Source organism: Streptomyces sp. NPDC055013 (assembly GCF_053608645.1).
The window spans coordinates 84,830-103,612 of record NZ_JBSGVW010000016.1 but is presented as its reverse complement, the minus strand read 5'-3'; the positions used below and the strand labels follow the sequence as shown (position 1 = coordinate 103,612).

The 18,783-nt window shown below is 68.7% G+C and carries 16 protein-coding genes and 1 tRNA gene; 12 read left to right on the top strand and 5 right to left on the bottom strand.

Features of this window, described 5'->3' with window-relative positions:
* Positions 1-321 precede the first annotated feature (321 nt).
* The 4 genes from ACWGDB_RS21645 to hisC all read left to right on the top strand — a co-directional run bounded on the left by ACWGDB_RS21645 (position 322) and on the right by hisC (position 4,946).
* Positions 322-1,527, top strand: coding sequence for a DNA polymerase III subunit delta' (locus ACWGDB_RS21645; RefSeq protein ID WP_453823884.1), 1,206 nt, complete (start codon positions 322-324; stop codon positions 1,525-1,527).
* A gap of 195 nt (positions 1,528-1,722) precedes the next feature.
* Entirely contained in the window at positions 1,723-3,360 is a 1,638-nt protein-coding gene (locus ACWGDB_RS21640) for an alpha/beta hydrolase (protein WP_453823883.1), read from the top strand.
* A 173-nt stretch (positions 3,361-3,533) separates the two neighbouring features.
* Positions 3,534-3,607: transfer RNA gene (locus ACWGDB_RS21635), tRNA-Thr, on the top strand.
* Between the two features lie 244 nt (positions 3,608-3,851).
* Positions 3,852-4,946, top strand: a complete 1,095-nt coding sequence (hisC, locus tag ACWGDB_RS21630; protein ID WP_453823882.1) for a histidinol-phosphate transaminase — start codon at positions 3,852-3,854, stop codon at positions 4,944-4,946.
* Positions 4,947-5,144: 198 nt separating this feature from the next.
* Here the strand turns inward: hisC and ACWGDB_RS21625 are convergent, their stop codons facing one another.
* Positions 5,145-6,581 carry an MDR family MFS transporter gene (locus ACWGDB_RS21625; protein WP_453823881.1) on the bottom strand — a complete coding sequence of 479 codons (1,437 nt, stop codon included), beginning with the start codon at positions 6,579-6,581 and terminating at the stop codon, positions 5,145-5,147.
* Here ACWGDB_RS21625 and ACWGDB_RS21620 point away from each other — a divergent pair.
* From ACWGDB_RS21620 to ACWGDB_RS21605, 4 genes are all read left to right on the top strand, one after another.
* A complete protein-coding gene (locus ACWGDB_RS21620; protein WP_453823880.1) occupies positions 6,560-7,810 on the top strand; it encodes an ATP-grasp domain-containing protein in 1,251 nt (416 codons plus the stop codon). The genes ACWGDB_RS21625 and ACWGDB_RS21620 overlap by 22 nt on opposite strands.
* Before the next feature lie 39 nt (positions 7,811-7,849).
* The gene (locus tag ACWGDB_RS21615) at positions 7,850-8,476 is read left to right on the top strand and encodes a hypothetical protein (protein WP_453823879.1); all 627 of its coding nucleotides are present in this window, start codon (positions 7,850-7,852) and stop codon (positions 8,474-8,476) included.
* A complete protein-coding gene (locus ACWGDB_RS21610; protein ID WP_453823878.1) occupies positions 8,473-8,889 on the top strand; it encodes a DUF2000 family protein in 417 nt (138 codons plus the stop codon). The genes ACWGDB_RS21615 and ACWGDB_RS21610 overlap by 4 nt, the downstream gene beginning before the upstream one ends.
* A gap of 139 nt (positions 8,890-9,028) precedes the next feature.
* Entirely contained in the window at positions 9,029-9,673 is a 645-nt protein-coding gene (locus tag ACWGDB_RS21605; RefSeq protein ID WP_453823877.1) for an MBL fold metallo-hydrolase, read from the top strand.
* A gap of 7 nt (positions 9,674-9,680) precedes the next feature.
* Here the strand turns inward: ACWGDB_RS21605 and ACWGDB_RS21600 are convergent, their stop codons facing one another.
* The 4 genes from ACWGDB_RS21600 to ACWGDB_RS21585 form a co-directional block, all read right to left on the bottom strand.
* A complete protein-coding gene (locus ACWGDB_RS21600; RefSeq protein WP_453823876.1) occupies positions 9,681-10,481 on the bottom strand; it encodes a nucleotidyltransferase domain-containing protein in 801 nt (266 codons plus the stop codon).
* Entirely contained in the window at positions 10,481-11,578 is a 1,098-nt protein-coding gene (locus ACWGDB_RS21595) for a histidinol-phosphate transaminase (RefSeq protein ID WP_453823875.1), read from the bottom strand. Before ACWGDB_RS21595 ends, ACWGDB_RS21600 begins: the two co-directional genes overlap by 1 nt.
* A 59-nt stretch (positions 11,579-11,637) precedes the next feature.
* On the bottom strand, positions 11,638-12,462 hold the full coding sequence (locus tag ACWGDB_RS21590; protein WP_453823874.1) for a class II aldolase/adducin family protein: 825 nt from the start codon (positions 12,460-12,462) through the stop codon (positions 11,638-11,640).
* Positions 12,463-12,856: 394 nt separating this feature from the next.
* Positions 12,857-13,474, bottom strand: coding sequence for a dTMP kinase (locus ACWGDB_RS21585; RefSeq protein WP_453823873.1), 618 nt, complete (start codon positions 13,472-13,474; stop codon positions 12,857-12,859).
* Between the two features lie 726 nt (positions 13,475-14,200).
* On the opposite strand from ACWGDB_RS21585, the gene ACWGDB_RS21580 reads away from it, so the two are divergent.
* From ACWGDB_RS21580 to ACWGDB_RS21565, 4 genes are all read left to right on the top strand, one after another.
* Positions 14,201-15,472 carry a hypothetical protein gene (locus tag ACWGDB_RS21580; protein ID WP_453823872.1) on the top strand — a complete coding sequence of 424 codons (1,272 nt, stop codon included), beginning with the start codon at positions 14,201-14,203 and terminating at the stop codon, positions 15,470-15,472.
* Positions 15,473-15,559: 87 nt separating this feature from the next.
* Positions 15,560-16,789: an argininosuccinate synthase-related protein gene (locus tag ACWGDB_RS21575; protein ID WP_453823871.1), complete on the top strand. Its 1,230-nt coding sequence runs from the start codon at positions 15,560-15,562 to the stop codon at positions 16,787-16,789.
* Entirely contained in the window at positions 16,783-17,544 is a 762-nt protein-coding gene (locus ACWGDB_RS21570) for a hypothetical protein (RefSeq protein ID WP_453823870.1), read from the top strand. Before ACWGDB_RS21575 ends, ACWGDB_RS21570 begins: the two co-directional genes overlap by 7 nt.
* Positions 17,541-18,755 (top strand): ATP-grasp domain-containing protein, encoded by a 1,215-nt coding sequence (locus ACWGDB_RS21565; protein WP_453823869.1) that lies wholly within the window; start codon positions 17,541-17,543, stop codon positions 18,753-18,755. The genes ACWGDB_RS21570 and ACWGDB_RS21565 overlap by 4 nt, the downstream gene beginning before the upstream one ends.
* Positions 18,756-18,783: the final 28 nt, after the last annotated feature.

Here is an 18,783-nt window from a genome sequence, read left to right as displayed (position 1 = left end):
TGAGATCGGGCGGTGTTGAGGCCGGTTGGCCGGGCGGGCGGGGCTGCTGCTCGGTGCTGGTCGGCTGGGAACCGGTCGGCTGGGCCCCGGTGCGCTGGGAACCGGTGCGCTGGGCCCGGTGGACTCGGCGACCGTCGGCTCGGTGCGGGGTCCGCCCGGAGGGCGGCGACCCGGGCTCAGGGGCTGTTCGCGGTCCGGTCGGCCCGACATGAAGCTGGAGCCGTCTGCGGGTCGGCTCTGCCCGCTCCGTCACCCGTTGTCAGTGCTGCCCCGCACAATGGATCCCGCACCGCGAAATGTGAGCGAAGGGCGGCGTGACCCGTGAGCGTGTGGGACGACCTGGTGGGACAGGAGAGGGTGAGTGAGCAGCTGGGTGCTGCCGCTCGGGACGCTGATGCCCTCGTCACCGCCGCTGCCACCGACGCGCCGCCCCCCGAGGCGTCCAAGATGACGCATGCCTGGTTGTTCACGGGGCCGCCCGGAGCGGGCCGGAATCAGACGGCGCGGGCCTTCGCCGCCGCGTTGCAGTGCGTCAGCCCTGACAGGGCGCTGGGCGGCGCCCCCGGATGCGGCTTCTGCGACGGGTGTCATACGGCACTGGTCGGCACGCATGCCGACGTCACCACCGTCGCCGCAGTCGGCGCCCAGATCCTCGCCGACGACATGCGGGACACCGTCCGCAAGTCGTTCACCTCGCCGGCGAACGGCCGCTGGCAGATCATCCTGGTCGAGGACGCCGAGCGACTGAACGAGAAGTCCGCCAACGCCGTGCTGAAGGCAGTGGAGGAGCCCGCCCCCCGCACGGTCTGGCTGCTCTGCGCCCCTTCCATCGAGGACGTCCTGCCCACCATCCGCTCCCGCTGCCGCCACCTGAACCTGAGCACGCCCTCGGTGGCCGCCATCGCCGACATGCTCGTACGGCGAGAAGGCATCGACCCCGAAGTCGCCGCCGCCGCGGCCCGCGCCACCCAGGGCCACGTCGACCGGGCCCGCCGCCTGGCCACCGACCCCGCCGCCCGCGACCGCCGGGCCGCCGTGCTCAAGCTGCCCCTCCGGCTCGGCGAGGTCGGCGCCTGCCTCAGGGCCGCCCAGGAGCTGGTGGACGCCGCCGCCGAGGACGCGAAGCAGCTTGCCGAGGAGATGGACGCCAAGGAGACCGAGGAGCTGAAGACGGCGCTGGGCGCGGCGCAGGGCGGCAGGATGCCCCGCGGCACGGCGGGCGTGATGAAGGACCTGGAGGACAAGCAGAAGCGGCGCCGTACCCGCACGCAGCGCGACAGCCTCGACCTCGCCCTGACCGACCTCACCGCCTTCTACCGCGACGTCCTCGCCCTGCAGCTCGGCTCCCGCGTGGCCCTCGCCAACACCGATGCCGAGGACGCCTTGGAACGCCTCGCGCGCGACAGCTCCCCCGAGTCCACACTCCGCCGCATCGAGGCGATCGCCGCATGCCGCGACGCCCTCGACCGCAACGTGGCGCCGCTGCTGGCGGTGGAGGCGATGACCATGGCACTCAGAGCGGGCTGAATCGCCGGGCCGACCGCCGCTCCAGCCACCTTCGCCCGCGCCTCCCCACTCCCGCCTCCCACTCCCGCCGCCCCATTCCCGTCGCCCCGGGCAGGCACGCCCAAGTGATCAACAGGAGGTTGACCCGCGTAACACGTACGAGCCGTGACGTGTACGCACAGCATCCAAACCACTGCACAGAGTTACGCTCGCCAAATGCACACCAGGCGCAGCTCTCCATTCACCCCAGACCCGAGCCACAGCGGGCAGGGCCCACGCAATCGCCGCTCGACCCCACGGCGGGCCGGCACGTTCGGCACCCTCATCGCCGTTGCCGCACTGCTCGTCTCCGCCTGCTCCTCCGGTGGGGCGCCCGACGCGACGATGAAAACCGGCAGCCCGGCGGCCGGGGCGGCGCTGGCCGCGCTGCCGAGGTCGACACCGGCCGCGCTCACGCCGTACTACGCACAGAAGCTGACCTGGCACAGCTGCGGGGTGCCCGGCTTCCAGTGCACGACCTTCAAGGTGCCGCTCGACTACGCCAAGCCGGACGGCGGGGAGACCCGTCTCGCGGTGGCCCGCAAGAAGGCGACGGGACCGGGCAAGCGGCTCGGGTCGCTGCTCGTGAATCCGGGCGGGCCGGGCGGTTCGGCGATCGGCTACCTCCAGCAGTACGCGGGGATCGGCTACCCGATGGAGGTGCGGGCCCAGTACGACATGGTCGCGGTCGACCCGCGCGGGGTCGCGAGCAGCGAGCCCGTCGAATGCCTCGACGGCCGTGAGATGGACGCGTTCACGCAGACGGACTTCACGCCCGACGACGCCAAGGAGACCAGCCGGCTCGTCAGCGCGTACAAGAAGTTCGCTGAGGGCTGCGGAGCGGACGCGCCCGGCCTGCTCCGGCATGTCTCCACCGCCGAGGCGGCCCGGGACATGGACCTCCTGCGGTCGGTGCTGGGCGACGAGAAGCTCTCGTATGTGGGGGCGTCGTACGGCACCTTCCTCGGGGCGACGTATGCCGGGCTCTTCCCGGACCGGGTGGGCCGGCTGGTCCTGGACGGCGGCATGGACCCGTCCCTGCCCGCCCGCCGGATGAACCTCGACCAGACGGCGGGCTTCGAGACGGCGTTCCAGGCGTTCGCGCGGGACTGCGTGCGCAAGCGGGACTGTCCGCTGGGCACGAAGGCGAACGAGGTCGGCAAGAACCTCAAGGCCTTCTTCGAGAAGCTCGACGCGCGGCCGATCCCGACCGGCGACGCGGCCGGCCGTGAGCTCAGCGAGTCCCTCGCCACCACCGGCGTGATCGCGGCGATGTACGACGAGGGAGCCTGGGCCACGCTGCGTGACGCCCTGTCCGCGGCGATGCGGGAGAACGACGGCGCGGGCCTCCTCGGCCTCTCCGACAGCTACTACGAGCGCGACTCCGACGGCCGCTACACGAACCTGATGTTCGCCAACGCGGCGGTCAACTGCGTGGACCTCCCGGCGGCCTTCTCCACTCCCGAAGAGGTGCGCGCAGCCCTCCCCGCCTTCGAGAAGGCGTCCCCCGTCTTCGGCAAGGGCCTCGCCTGGGCCACCCTGAACTGCGCGTACTGGCCGGTGGCACCGACCGGCGAGCCGCACCGCATCGAGGCGAGGGGCGCGGCCCCCATCGTCGTGGTCGGCACCACCCGCGACCCGGCCACCCCCTACCGCTGGGCCAAGGCCCTCTCCCGCCAGCTCTCCTCGTCCCGCCTGCTCACCTACGACGGCGACGGCCACACGGCGTACGGGCGGGGCAGCACGTGCATCGACAGGACGATCAACACGTATCTCCTCCGGGGGACGCCGCCCGCGCGCGACAAGCGCTGCTGACGGCTGCGTGATCGGTGGTACCGGGCCCCGGAGTGCCGCGCTCCGGGGCCCGGGGATGGTGGCGGAGGCACGCTGAAGGGCCGCGGAGGGCCGGGTAGGGGGCGGTACGGAGCACCCTCAGAAACTGTGTAGACTTACCGACGTTGCTGATCGCACCATAGTGCGGACAGCGCGCCGCCTTAGCTCAGATGGCCAGAGCAACGCACTCGTAATGCGTAGGTCTCGGGTTCGAATCCCGAAGGCGGCTCCGGCAAAGGCCAGGTCACATATTTCGTGACCTGGCCTTTTGTGTTGGTCGGGCGGCACGCGCCACACGGTCGGAGTGCCGCGACCTGGTCTGTGTGAGCGATGCAGTGGCGGAGTGGCCTGGGGTCTGCCCTCCCTGCCGGCCCCGGCGTTCAACGCCCAGCAGGTGAGATGCCCTTGAACAGGCCGAAAGGCTTAAAGGATCATGGCCGCTCATTGTGTCGTGAGCTGAGGGGGCAGAGCGAGTGGGCGAGCAGTTACCCAGACTGAGGCCGGTCCTTGAGTCGATACCCGGCTACCGGCCGGGGCGCTCCGTGGCGTCCTCCGGCGCGCGGGCCGGCGCCGTGTACAAGCTGTCCTCCAACGAGAACCCCTTTCCGCCGCTCCCCGGCGTGCTGGAGCGGGCGCTCGCCGGTGCGGACAGCGTCAACCGTTACCCCGATCTGGCCTGCGGGGAACTCGTCCGTGAGCTCTCCCGGTACCTCGACGTGCCGGAGTCCCACATCGCGACGGGCACGGGATCCGTGGGCGTCACACAGCAGCTGCTTCAGGCAGTCGCCGAGCCGGGGGACGAAGTCCTCTATGCCTGGCGGTCGTTCGAGGCGTATCCGGTGCTCACGCAGATCGTGGGGGCGGACTCCGTGCGGGTCCCGCTCACCACCGGGGCGGCGCACGACCTCGCCGCGATGGCCTCCGCGATCACCGATCGCACCAGGCTCATCCTTGTCTGCAACCCCAGCAATCCCACCGGAACCATCGTCCGCCGAGCGGAGCTGGAACGCTTCCTCGACCGAGTTCCCCCTGACGTGCTGGTGGTTCTCGACGAGGCGTACATCGAGTTCGTCCGAGACGACGACTTTCCCGACGGGATCGAGGTGTACCGGAACCGCCCCAATGTCTGTGTCCTGCGCACCTTCTCCAAGGCGTTCGGGCTCGCCGGTCTGCGCGTGGGCTTCGCCGTGGCACACGAACCCGTCGCGGTGGCGCTGCGCAAGACGGCCGTGCCGTTCGGGGTGACCCGGTTCGCACAGGACGCGGCCATCGCCTCACTGCGGGCCGACGGCCTGATGCGGGAACGGGTCGCCGCGCTCGTGGCCGAGCGGGACCGGGTGACGTCGGCACTGACCGAGCAGGGATGGACTGTGCCTCCGTCCCATGCCAACTTCGTGTGGCTTGCCACCGGCGAGCGCACGGCTGCCTTCACCCAGGACTGCGACGACGAGGGAATCCTGGTGCGCTCGTTCGACGGCGAAGGCGTGCGGATCAGCATCGGTGAGCGCACCGCGAACGACCGCTTCCTCTTCGCGGCGAAGCGTTTTCGCAAGGAGACGTTCGGCTGACGCACGTGGAGCGAGGACTCGGTCGCCGCGACGGACGATCTTGGGGTAGTCCTTGACGGTGCCATCGTCTGCCGGTCGCCGGAGGCGCGGCGGTGCTGCCGGCCTGCGTGGTTCCCACCGCGCGGAGCCGGCGGACGACTCGCTGCCGACGGGGGACATCGCGGCGTCCCGGGGCGATGGCGACCGGCACCCGTTCGGTCAACCTTCGGCCGACGCCATCCGGCGTCGTACGGCGCCGCGCAGGGCCCACTGCCCGGCGGCCGCCACACCGCACAGCGCGGCGCATGTGTACCAGAGCACGGGGGCTCCCACCTCCAGCAGGCGGGTGCCGCCGAGCGGCGCTGTGAACGATCCGAGCCCCCAGGCCAGTCCGTACAGGCCGTTGTACCGGCCGCGCAGGTCCACCGGTGCCAGGTCGGCGACCAGGGCGGAGCCGAGCGAGGTCAGCAGGACCTCGCCCACCGTCCAGACGGCGACCGCGCCGGCGTACCCGGGGGTGGTGGACACCCAGGCCGTGGCGGCGTTGCCGACGCCCATCAGCACCATGCCGAGGACCAGCCCGTGCGTGCGGTCGACATGCCCGAGCCGGTGCCCCATCAGCGGTTGGAGCACCACGATGGTCAGCCCGTTGAGGGCCATGACCAGGCCGTACGAGGACGTGGGCAGGCCCTGCCGCTCCATCGCCAGGGGCAGGGTGGTCAGGGCCTGCATGAAGACGAAGGCGCACAGAAGGGTCAGGAGCACGAAGATGACCATCACCTGATCCCGCAGGGCGTCGGTGGCGCGCCCCTGGCCGACCCTGGTCTGCCGGGCCGGCCCTTCCGGCACTCCCCGCCAGACGAGCAGACCGAAGACGGCGCAGCTCAGCGCGTCGATCCAGAACAGCGTGAGGAACCCGTCCCTGGCCAGTGCTCCGCCGAGAGCCATGGACAGCGCGAAGCCCAGGTTCACCGCCCAGAGCAGCATCCCGAAGGCCCTGGGGCGTCCCTCGGGCGGGAACAGGTCGGCGACGATCGCCTGGGACGCGGGCCGGAACAGGTCCAGGGCGACGCCGAGAAGGAACACCACCACGACGATGACGGCGGTGCTTTCGGCATAGCCGAGGGCCAGCATGAGCGCGCCCGTGGCCAGCATGCCGCCGCTCAGCGCGACCCGACGGCCCCAGCGGTCCGTGATCACTCCGCCGATCGGCTGGGAGAGCACCCCGCCGATCCCCAGCACCGCGAGAACGGCACCGACCTCCGTGGCGGCCAATCCACGCTCGCGACTCAGATAAAAGGAGAGAAAGGGTATGACCATCGTGCCGAGCCGGTTGATCAGGGTTCCTGACCAGAGAATCCAGAAAGGTCCGGGAAGGCCACCGAATCTGGCCTGAGTCATGGCTGAAAACCGCTCGAATGTGGCGGGATTTCGCTTGGTCCGCATGGGTGGAAATCTTCGCACGATAGTCACTCGACTGTCGACGTCGGCTGCGGGCGAGCGGCATTCCGGATGGTGAGATGACAGGTTGACAGGTCTTAATGGGGCAGTGAAGGATGCATATTGTTCCGACAGGTACGGGGGAAATAGTGGGAACCAATTCTTACGCGTCTGGGAAGCCGCATGTCGTTCTCGTGGATACCCATGAGACGGCATCGCACGGCGTTCCGCAGACCGCTCGCCATATAGCGCCGGCATTTAGACGGGCCGGATTTCCCTGCGTACGGATCCAGAGTTCTGCCGAGCCGCCCGCCGTGTACCGGTCGTCGCGCCCGACGCTGGAGAACTACGCGGCGAATATCGTGCACGACGGTGATCTCGACCGGACCCTGAAGGAACTCGCCGCGTACCGGCCGGTCGCCGTGATGGCCGGCGGTGAGTACGGCGTGGCTTTCGCCGACGTCCTGAGCGAGGCTCTCGGGCTGCCGTCCAATGGCACCCGGCTCAGCGAGGCCCGCAGGGACAAGGCCGCGATGGCCGAGGCCGCACGCGCCGCGGGCCTGCTCACAGCACGGCACCTGCGTGCCGAGACCGAGGCCGAACTGGTGGACTGGCACCGGGAGATCGGCGGCCGGATCGTCGTCAAGCCGATGCGCAGTGCGGGCGGGGACGGCGTCTCGTTCTGCGACACTCCGCAGGAGGCGGCCACGGCCTTCCGTCGGCTCATCGGGTCCGACGACATCTTCTCCGCCCCCAATACGGCGGTCCTCGCCCAGGAATACCTGGTGGGTACGGAGTACATCGTCAATACGGCGAGCCTCGACGGCCAGCACCACGCCGCCGAGATCTGGCGAAGCTCCCGGTACTCCGTCAACGGGATCACGGACCTGTCCGGCGCGTGCTACATCGTGCCGCGCCGGGGCGAGGTTCAGGATGCGCTGGTCCAGTACGCCTTCGCCGTGCTGGACGCGCTCGGCATCCGGTACGGCGCGGCGCATGTGGAGCTCAAGATGACCCCGCAGGGCCCCTGTCTCATCGAGGCGGGCGCCCGGCTGTCCGGCGGCGACCTGCCGTACTACGCCCAGCTGGCCACCGGCGAGTCCCAGCTCGATTGGGCAGTGGACGCCTATGTCCGCCCCCGGCGCTTCCTCGCCCGCCGGGGCGAGCCCTATGTGATTGACCGGTTCTTCGCCTGGGTGGCACTCATTTCCCCGGTCGCCGGAAAGCTTGCGGGCTACCCCGACCTCGACCGGATCAGGTCGATGGAGAGTTTCCGGGAAGTCTGGGAGCTCGTGCGGCCGGGTGACCGGATCGTGCCGACCATGGACGACACGACGTATCCCGTGATCGTCAATCTGATGCATGAAGTGGAAGAGATCGTCCACCGTGACATGGGGACGATTCGATATCTCGACGGGGTGGGTTTCTATGAAATCGAGCAGTGATTATTCCCTCTTCCTCTCGTATGTGAGGGAGAGCTGACCGTGACTGCACAGATCGATGCACAGATCGATGGTTATGAGCAGGCGGCAGCATTTTCCACGGAAATCACCCCGGCCGTTCGTTACCGCTCCGCCGCTACCCTTGCCGATGATCCCGCAGGTCTGACCTGCAGCGTCACCGTGGGAATGCGGTGGGCGGCGGCACACGGACGAACGGGCCGGCTGTTCGGCTACCCGTCCTTCGAACTCGCCGCCACGTCGGTGAAGGACGGCCGGCACGACGCGCTGCTCGTCGCCGGCGCATACCCGGAGATCCGCTCCTTCTTCTTCGACCCGCAACTGCGCGCGGTCGAGGCGTTCGTCAGCACGCTGCCCGACATGGTCCTTGCCGCCCCGGAGGAACATGCGGCCCTCCACCGCTTCGACACGGTCCACTACCACCCGGCGACCCGAGTCCTGTTCGAGGCCGGTGTCCAGAGCCGCACGGACGACGCGGTCCAGGCCACGTCCAACAGCGCGGCCTGCCGTGGCGCCCTGGAGAATCCCCGTACAGCGGCCGCCATCACCAATCAGACCTGCGCCGACCACTACGGTCTCAAGACCATCGAGGTGCTCTCGGCCGGTACGCCGATGAGCTTCGTCGTGTTCGAGCGGAGGCAACAGCAGTGACGTCCGACCTTCTTCGCACGGCCATCGCCGTCGACAAGTCGATGGACGCGGGAGCGGTCGCCAATGCCTCCGCGATCGTCATGGGCCAGCTGGCCCGCCTCGACGACCGGATCTACGCGGACGACGTGCGCGACGCCGAGAGCGCGCTGCACGCCGGCATCCGGTTCAACACCCTGGTGCTCTCCGGCCGGAGCAGTCACCTGACCGCTCTCGCCCAGGCCGCCCGGGCCGAGGGACTGCCCACCGTGCTGTTCACCGCTCAGGGTCAGTCGCTCAGCAACTCCTTCGACGCCTACCGGGACCTTGTCGCCCGAGCGGCGCCGGGCGAACTGGGCGTCTGCGCGGTCGGTGTGGTGGGGGAGCACGAGCTGGTCCGCACGCTGACCAAGCGCTTCAGCGTCTACCGCGGCTGACGCTCCGTCGAACCGATCGATCCATGACCTCTCGGGCCGCGGTTCGTGATGCCCGTGGTGTGTCCCCGGAGGCCTGCGGGGGCAATGCTGCTGCGGAAGTTGGCGGACCGTGGCCCGGAGCGCACGACAGGATGGCCCCATGAAGCTCACCAAGAATGCCCACGCCTGTGTCCGCCTGGAGAAGGACGGCCGAACCCTTGTCATCGATCCGGGCGGGTTCTCGGAGCAGGACGCCGCGCTCGGCGCCGACGCGATCCTGGTGACGCACGAGCACCCCGACCACTTCGACGAGGCACGGCTGCGCGCCGGGATGGAGGCCGACCCCGGCGCGCAGATCTGGACCCTGAAGTCGGTCGCGGAGCAGTTGACCGCCGCGTTCCCGGGCCGTGTCCACACCGTCGGCCACGGCGACACGTTCACCGCGGCGGGATTCGACGTCCAGGTCCACGGCGAGCTGCACGCCGTCATACACCCGGACGTTCCGCGCATCACGAACGTCGGCTACCTCGTACAGGGCGACGACGCCGGCACGGTCTTCCACCCCGGCGACGCCCTCACCGTCCCCGACCACCCGGTCGAGACGCTGATGCTTCCGGTGCAGGCTCCCTGGAGCAAGATCTCCGAGGTGATCGACTACGTACGCGAGGTCAAGCCGCGCCGTGCGTACGACATCCACGACGCGCTCCTGTCCGACCTGGCCCGCCCGATCTACGACCGGCAGATCGGCGGGCTCGGCGGCACGGAGCATCTGCGTCTGGCCCCGGGCACCTCGGCGCAGCTCTGAAGTCCTGTCAGACTCCGAGGTCGTCGATGAAAGCGATCTTCGGAAGTTCCAGCGGGTAGTGGCGTGACCTCTCGACAGCGATCCAATCAATCAATGATTCGATTGATTCAAGCGCGTCATCTGGATCGGTCAACTCGGACATGAGCGCCAATATGTTCCGCGCGGCTGCCGCCTTTTCGGGATAATATTTTCCGAAGAGGTCGCAGCACATGTCCGGGTCGCGCGTATATTCTTGCTGCCGTTCGGCAACCAATTCCAGGCCGGCGCGCAGTACTCGCTTCACGAGTCGCAAAACGAGCGTTCGCGCAAACGCCTCCGTGGCGCCGTCGACGGCGCCACGGACCGTTTTGAGATCGAGTTCTAGATTAAACAGATGACTGAACGCTTCCGCATCAATCGGATAGGGGGCGATCCGTGGCGCGAAGTCTTCTCCGTACACCAGAGCCGATTGCGTCTTGATGTAGAAGCCGCTTTTGCGGTCCCTGAGTATGGTTGTCGCCGATGTAATGGCGAGGTCGATGTCGACGACGCTCGAGTGCCGGCTGCGCGTACGATCCGCGGCCTCCTGCATCCACACCCTGTCGAACGGGTGCTCCTGGTGCGTCACGGCTATGAGGTCAATGTCCGAACGTCCCCACACGGCTGTTCCGGTGGCCACCGATCCTCTGATGTAAACGCTGGCAAGATCTTCGTAGCGTGACCTGCATTCATCCACCAGACTCTCGATGAGGGGGCGCCATTGCGGACCCACCTTCTCGGCGGCGGCAAGATTTATCAGATGGCCGTCGGAATCAAGGGGAATGAACACTAGTCAATCCTCGCTGTAAGCAACTCGCCGGCTGTGGCTGTCACCTCGAGAAGCCGGTCGTTCTCCGCTGCCGTGCCGATGGTTACGCGGGCGGCTTCGGGAAAGTCGCGTATGAGGACCCCGCCGGCCTTGCAGTGCGCCGCAAAGGCAGCGGGATCCGCCATGGGGAGCCAGAAGAAATTCGCCTGAGACACTGGGGCCCGGGGCGCGAGTGCCTTCAGCGCCGGGTACATCCGGGCGCGTTCCGCGGTGATGAAGTCGACGCGGCGGCGTACCTCTTTCTCCTGCTCGAGCGCGGCGAGCGCGGCCACCTCGGCGAAGGTGCTGGTGGCAAAGGGGGCCAGGAGCTTGCGCATGGCGGTGGCCACTTCCGGCGCGGCGGCCAGCCATCCCAGGCGCAGGCCGGCCAGGCCCCACGCCTTCGACATGGTGCGGAGGATGACTACGTTGCGCCGGTCGCCGTACTCGACCAGTCCGTCCGGGACATCGGGGTCGGTGACGAACTCGCCGTATGCCTCATCCAGGACGACCAGGACCGATTCCGGGACCGAGTCGATGAACTTCGTGAGCTCCGCGCGGGTGACGGCGGTGCTGGTGGGGTTGTTGGGATTGCAGATGAGCGCCACTCGGGTGTCGGCGGTGATCGCCGCCGACATGGCGTCGAGGTCCTGACGGAAGTCGGCGGCGCAGGGCACCTGGACGGGACGTAAGTTGCCGCCCACCGCGGCGACCGGATATGCCTCGTAGGAGCGCCAGGGGAAGACGAACTCCTGGCCGGGTTCGCATACTGCCTTCAGCAGCAGTTCGAGGAGATAGACGGAGCCGAAGCCGGTCACGATCCGATCCGGTGTCACACCGTGGCGGTCGGCCAGGGCGTTGCGCAGGGCCACGGCCGCCATGTCCGGATAGCGGTTGGAGCCGTCGGCGGCGGCGATGATGGCTTCGAGGACACCGGGCAGAGGGCCGAAGGGAAGCTCGTTGAGCGCGAGTCTTGCAGCGTCGGGTGCCTGCGGGGCACCGCTGCTGTCGAGCGGGATGGGGCTTGGCAGGTAGGACGGCAAGGCGTCCAGTTCCGGCCGGGTGAGCTGCGCTTTCAACGGTCCTCCTGAGACGGGTGAACTCCGGTGCGGTGGGCGGGTCGCTGAGGGCAGCGAGGTCAGACCGGAGTGGGCACAGGCACCACGGGCATACGGGACGCCTCGGTGGTCCACGCCCCGTCGACGTGCTCGATGTAGTCGTAGAGGGGCTGGAACTGCACGCGCGCGCTCTCCTCGGATGCCACATAGCGCTGTGTCTTGAGGGCGACGTCGTGCGGGATCGGCTCCAGCGGCCCGAGCCCCGCCGACAGCACCTGCGCCTTGCACGCCCTTTCCAGGGTGATGTAGCGCCAGGCCGCCGCCTCCACCGAGGCCCCGACGGTGAGCAGGCCGTGGTACTTGAGGATCAGGGTGTTGAGGTCGCCGAGCGCCTCGGCGGTTGCCCGGCCGTCCTCGAAGGTGTGGGGAAGGCCGCCGAATTCGTGGTCCACCGCCTGGTCCTGGTAGAAGGCGCAGGTGTCCTGGCTGGTGATGGGGAGGATTCTGCCGGTGCTTGCCCAGATGCGTCCGTATGTGGAATGGAAGTGCGCCGAGGCCACCACGTCCGGTCGTGCGGCATGCACGCTGGAGTGCAGCACCAGGGCACCGATGTTGACCGGGTGGCGACCTGCCAGCACGTTGCCCTCGTAGTCGAGCAGGACGAGGTCGTCGACGTCGACCATCGCCAGATGGACCCCGACGGGGTTCACCCAGAACGCGTTCTTCACTTCAGGGTCCCGGCAGGCGAAGTGCCCGGCGAAGCCCTCGCCTTCGTCGTAGCCCCAGCGTGAGAAGAGGCGGAGCGCGGCGATCAGCTGGGTCAGCCGGTGCTGCCGCTCCTGAGCGATCGACCGAGTGATCTCGGGATCGTCAGTGTCGTTCACCAGGACGATCGAGCCCTTCATCGTGTTATCCCGTCGTTGTTGGATGGATTGCCGAGGTGGAACGTGCGGCCCGGCCGGCAGGGCGTGATCGCCGTGGGACGACCGACACATGAGGGTGGGCGCGAGGCGGCGAGCCGTTGCCGGAGCAGCGAGGGGCGGGGGGAGGTCCTGCGCCCCGCCATCCGGCCGGCGCTCGAAGCCGCAGGGTTCTACGGGGCGTGCCGAAGCGTCGGCCGTCTCGTCCGCGTGCCGTCCCGGGCTGTGGCCACAAGGGAAGGGAGCTCGCCAGTACGGCGGCCGGCACCGACCGCATCACCTGTGTGGTGGAGGTCGGTTCTCTCGAAGTTCCGGTGTTTCTGAGCCAGTTGAGAGATGACCGGGCTCGACGGAGCCTCGGCCCCGTCGGGAGGGCGGCTCAGCCGGTCGAGACGTTCGCGAAGATCTCGGGGAACGCGTCGACGAGGGCCTGCCTCATGGCCAGCTGTACCGTCTCGAAGTCGCCGTCTCCCGGGACCGAGACGAAATCGGTGAACTCGGGGAGGTCGAGGTAGGCGGCCCGGAAGGTCTCGAGGAACTCCGGGTCCTCCTCGTCGATTCCGCGCACGTTGATGCGGCGAACCGCTTCGGCCGGGGAGACGTCCAGGAAGATCGTGAGATCCGGCTTGGGCGCTCCTCCGAGGAGCCTGCGCAGGAAGTCGACGCTGCCGACCCCCTCGGCCTTGGCCAGGGCGTACTGACAGTAGACGAAGCGGTCGACGATCACGACGTCCGGGGATGTCGTGAGGTTCTCCGCGAGAGCGGTGACCCGGGCAAGCTGGGAGCAGGAGGAGACGAGGCGCATGGTCTCGCCGCCGATGAGCTCCAAGTGGTCCGCGAGCCCCTCCTGTTCGGCGATGACGTTGAGCGCCTTGCGTACGGGGGCCATGGTGAGGCTTCGGTGCGCTTGACCCGGAACGCCTTGTGAGCGGAGCCATTCGCCGAGCATGCGCACCTGGGTCGACTTGCCGGCTCCGTCCAGGCCCACCACGGCCACGAGTCGCCCGGTCCTCGATCCTGGCCCCGCGGGGTTTTGCTGTGCGCGCACTTGTACCGCCTAGTGAAAGTGTTCCGTCACCAAATACTGACCGGCCTGCTGTGCGGCTTTCGTGAGGGAAGGCGAGAACCAAGGATGCGGATACCTGTGAGGTGAATCCATGGTTCTGAAGTCGTGTCCCCCCGCCGACACCTGAGTGAACCTAGATCCTTACGAGCGACGTTGTAAACCGATTACCGGATGGCGTCTCGGTGAATGAGACGCGGGTGGCCGAGAAGTGGTGTCTCGATCTGATTGTTTTCCTGATTTCTGCTGGCCAGGCGCCATCTGAACGGGAGGTGTGCGATAGCGGCGGTGCCGGTGAGCAGCAGATGGGGGGCTATGTGCGGGCGGCAGATCTATGGGCGGAACTCGCCCGTTTTGTTGGGGAGTTGGGGGCCGTCGGTGATCGGGTGGCAGCCGACACGCCTAGGCGTGGAAGTGTGTTGACGGCTAATGCCGGGTCTGCTTAGTGTGCTCCCTCGTTGCTAATCTCGGCGGCGACCCGGGTGAAACGTCTCCGTTTTGCCGTCTGCCGCCTTGGATTCTTCTATTCCGGATTCTCGCAGCGCCGCGAGAGGTCGCTCCAGCCGTCGCCTTTTAAGCAGCGTGGCTATCTTCACGGGCATCTGGTCCGTCGATTTGGGGGTGGCCTTTCCGTGTCTGAGTACTTCACTAGGAGTTGCATTGACAGCGCAGTTGCCCGTTGACGACGGGGGAGTCGGCGCGGCCGTCGCCCGGCGTCTCGTCCTCGCCGATGCCGCCTACCAGTACACGCTCGCGCCGGTCGCGGACGCGCCCGTACTCGTGGTGGAGCTCGCACCTGAGGAAGGTGCCGGCACGCGGGCCGTGGAGTACCTGCGCCAGGGGGACACCGTCGCGCGAGCGCTGGCGGTGCTCGAGGCCACGGATGGGGCCAGGGCGCTCGCCCAACCGGCCGAGCCCCTGGCGACGTGGGCCGGTACAAGGCTCGACGAGGCTTTCACGGACCACCTGCGCACCGCCTTGGCGGCGCCGGGCCAGGCTCCGGATCCCGGTGCCACGGACGAGGCGCTCGCGGCGCTCGGTCCGGTCATGCTGCTCCGTACGCACGCCGGCGGGCAGCAGCCGTACACGGAAGTACTGATGTGTACCCGCATACGTGCCATCGGGGCGCTGTTCGTCCGCGTCGCCCAGTTCGACCATGCCGCCGACGTCGGCCTGGGTGAGCTCGTGGCGGCGGCGTTCAAGCACCGCACCGAACTCGAGGACTTCGTCCGCATCGAGGGCAACGCCTATCTGGGATACGAGAAGGACATCGAGATCGAGGAGAAGATCACCCTCGTCGACGAGGCCTCCATCTGGCCCCTCACCAAGAGCATGTGGACGGCCGTTGAGAACGGGGACTTCCCCGGGTTCGTCACCGACCCCGGATACGAGCTGAGCCGCTGGCACTTCGTGCAGTACAACTTCGAGGTGCTCGCCCCGGACGACGAGGTCGGCCACTACGCCTTCCAGGAGCGTGCGGACGGCACGTACCGGCTCAAGATGAAGAAGTTCGCGAAGGACTCCCTGCGCCGCGTCGAGACCTTCCGCAACGGCCTGGAGATTCCGGGCGCCGACTTCGAGGGCTACCTGGCCCGGGAGTTCCCCGACCTGAGCTTCAGGCGACTGCCGGGGCTCCGGCGTACGAAGTTCGACATCAACGTCCAGTCCCTCACCACCGGGCACTGCTTCGGCATCGAGACGGACGAGATCACCCTCAGCGACGGCACCGGGCGCAAGATGCGGCAGGTGGAGACGGAGTACCTGGAGACCCGTCGGCACGCCGGCATCGACGGGTCGACGATCGACGCCGAGCTGGGCCGTCTGACCAGTCTGGTCGAGGCGCATCTGGCGGGCCTCGGCATCGCCGCCAACCGCGGCCTCTACTCGAAGTTGTCCTTCCTGCGCGACTGTTCGCAGCCCGCCGACCGCTGACGGTCATGGAGCCGACCGCGCGACAGATCGCGGCGGCCGCGACCACCTCCTCCCTCAGAATCCGGCTGGACCGTAAGGACGTGCGGCGTGAAGACAAGTCGAAGGGGGATCCGGTCCTTCCACGACATCACGCGGAGTGATGTTGATGTGAGGCGCCCCATCGTGACGCTGTTCAGCGGTGGGCTGGACAGCACCTACCTCCTGCACCGCCTGGTGCAGGCAGGCGCCACCGAGGTGCACGCTCTCGGCGTGGACGTCGGTGGCGACGAGCAGCCGGAGCAGATCCGGCGGATCGCCGACCAGCTGGGAGTACGGCTCCATCTGGTCGACGGACGGGCCGCGTTCGTGGAGGAGTTCGTCAAGCCCGCGATCGCCGCGCACGGCGTGTACCTGGACACCCACCCCGTCAGCTCGTCCCTGAGCCGGCCGCTCATCGCCCGTACGGCCGTGCAGGTGGCGCGGGACCTGGACGCGCAGATGATCCTGCACACCGCCAACCGCTCGCAGAACACGCTGCGCCGGCTGAACGGCGCGCTCGAACAGCTGGGCTTCCAGGGGCACTTCGGCACTCCGTACGACCTCGATCCCGTGAGCCGGGAGATGAAGATCAAGGAGCTGCGGGCCATCGGCCTGGACGAGATGTCCGAGCGCTCGGCCAGCGGCGACTCGAACCTGTGGTGCCGCGAGTTCGAGTCCGGCAGCCTGGACGATCCGGAGAGCCACGAGGTACCCGAGTCCTACTACCGGTGGAGCGCGACGCCAGCGAGCCTCGGTACGCAGGACCTCGAAGTGACCTACCGCGCCGGAACACCGGTCGCCGTCGACGGGCGGGAACTCCCGCTCATCGACATCATCGAGCTGCTCAACCGCACAGTCGGAGCCCACGGCCTGGGCCGCCACACCGGCCTGGAGCACCTCGCGGACGGAATCAAGGTCCTCGAAGTGCGGGAGATGCCAGCGGCCTGGCTGCTGCTGGCGTCCCGCCGTCACCTGGAAACGGCGGTGCTCGACGCCGAGGCCCTCAGGGAGAAGATCCACGTCGAGCAGATCTGGGTCCGTGAAGCGCTCGAAGGACGCTGGTTCGGCGGTCTGCGAGCGGCGTGCCAGGCCTTCGTCACGGAACTCGTGGCCCCGGTCACCGGAACGGTGCGCTGGCGTCTGGCAGGCAGCCGGACCTCCACCGCCTCCATCGTCGCCGCCGACCCCAAGTACGTGCGCAGCAGGGAGGACTGGGAGTTGGCCGCCATCAGGGAAGAGCTCTCGCACCTGGGCGGAGCGGTGCACGACGGGAACGGAAACAGGAGCGGACAGTGGTAGGGCCCCAGCGAAACACCCAGTCGGCCTCCGGGCGCCTGGTCGTCATCGACGCGAGCGTGCCCACCGCGCGCAGCGCGCACACCCTCGGCTGCCACACCGTCTTCGTCCAGCGTCCCGGCGCCCCGGTGCACGACCTGGTCGACGACTTCTCGGGCTACTACAGCGTTGATTTCACGGGGGAGACGTTCAAGGAATTCGTCCTGGAGGTCCTGCGTCCGCTCGCTCCCACCGCGGTGGTCTCGCTCAGCGAAGCAGGTGCCCTGCCGGCCGCGCTCGCGAACTCCCTCCTCGGCACGCCCGGCACCACGGCCGACGTGCTGCGCCGCCTCACGGCCGGCGCGGTGGGTGGTGCGGCCGACGACGCCGGGGATCGGTACGCGTACACGTTCAGCGAGGCGGGAGCCCACCGGTGGGTGGCGCTCGTGGACGACGGACGACAGCCGACGCTGCCCGAGCACGTCGTTCCGGAGCGGCGGCTGACCGTCGGTGACCACGACGCCGTCGAGGCTGCCCTGACCGGGTTCCTCGACGCGGCGGGCCTGCAGAACGGTCCCGCCCGCATCCGGCTGCGGAGCCGGGACGGCGAGGTGCGCGTTCTCGGGGCCGCCCCGACCCCGGGCACGGACACCGAGGCCGAGCTGGTCGGGCGGCTCACGGGATTCGACCTGGTGCGCGCGTCCCTGGGCCGGGCCCTCGAGCTTGCCGGCGACGACGCCACGAGCCCCGCCCGCGCACCGGAAGGGGTCACCCGATGACGAAGACGACCGCGCTGTTCATCAACGACCACCCGTACGCGCACTTCGACCGCGGCGGTACCCACATTCTTCCGACCTCGGAGATCGAGATCCACATGGTGGCCCGCCAGCGGGTCCACGGCGGAGTCAGCGGATTCGCCGACCACCCCCTCGACCACGTCGCGCTCTGCGACGCCGACGATGAGGCCCGCCGGCGCGAGATCTGCGAGTGGACGCTGCGCAACCACCCCATCAGCCGGGTCATCGCCGTGCATGAGCGGGCGGTGCTCCTCGCTGCTGAGATGCGCTCGAAGTTCGGCCTTGCCGGGATGGACCACGAGACGGCGACCCGCTTCCGCGACAAGGTGCGGATGAAGGAGGCCGTACGGTCGGCGGGCGCCGCGGCCGTTCCCGACTTCACCGCCCTCGACAGCGTCGAGGACCTGGAGAAAGTGGACTGGGCCACCGGCCGCAAGGTCATCAAGAGCCGCTGGGGCCTCGCCGCGAAAGATCTCTACATCGTCGAGTCGCTGGAGGACGCGCGGCGCGTCGTCGGGGGTCTGGACCTCTCCGGATCGCACTACGAGGTCGAAGAGTTCGTCAAGGGACAGATCTACCACTGCGACTCCGTCGTGCGCGACGGGCACATCGTCTTCCGCAGCGTCGGCAAGTACCTGGCGGATCCCGCGAGTTACCGTCCGGGCTCCGTCTTCGGCACCGTCCTCGTGGGTGAGGGCGAGCTGCACCGGCGGATCACGGCGCTGAACGCGAAGGTGCTGGCCGCACTGGGGATCCAGGACGGCACCACCCACCTGGAGCTGTTCCGTACGGAGGCGGACGAGCTGGTGTTCTGCGAGGTCGCCGGGCGCCCGCCGGGCGGCATCATCCCCCCGGTCATCCAGGCGCAGTACGGCTTCAACATCGTCGAGACGCAGATCCGCATCGACGCCGGGCTCGACATCTCCCTCGGCTCCGCACCGGCCGCCGTGGACGGAGGCGGCACGAGCGGATTCATCGCCTTCTACCCCGGGGGCGGCGACGCGCGGGGGATCGACGCCGACCGGCTGGCGGACCTGGGCGTCGTGGAACACCTCACGCACAGCGGCGCGGGCAACGGCCGCGGAGGCGTCCGGCATTCGACGGACTTCCTCGACTCGTACGTGGTCAGGGCCCCCGACGACGAGGCGCTGCTGCACCGGATCGCCCGGATCGAGGCCGAGTACCGGCGGTGACTGGCCACCCGCGGTACGTCTCCTCTCC

What these genes read in the sequence shown, in the direction of transcription:
- ACWGDB_RS21640 (WP_453823883.1), top strand. Translation starts at nt 1,723, where the DNA reads ATGCACACCAGGCGCAGCTCTCCATTCACCCCAGACCCGAGCCACAGC.
- ACWGDB_RS21605 (WP_453823877.1), top strand. Translation starts at nt 9,029, where the DNA reads ATGAAGCTCACCAAGAATGCCCACGCCTGTGTCCGCCTGGAGAAGGAC.
- ACWGDB_RS21565 (WP_453823869.1), top strand. Translation starts at nt 17,541, where the DNA reads ATGACGAAGACGACCGCGCTGTTCATCAACGACCACCCGTACGCGCAC.
- ACWGDB_RS21625 (WP_453823881.1), bottom strand. Translation starts at nt 6,581, where the DNA reads ATGCCGTCTCATGGGTATCCACGAGAACGACATGCGGCTTCCCAGACG.
- ACWGDB_RS21590 (WP_453823874.1), bottom strand. Translation starts at nt 12,462, where the DNA reads ATGAAGGGCTCGATCGTCCTGGTGAACGACACTGACGATCCCGAGATC.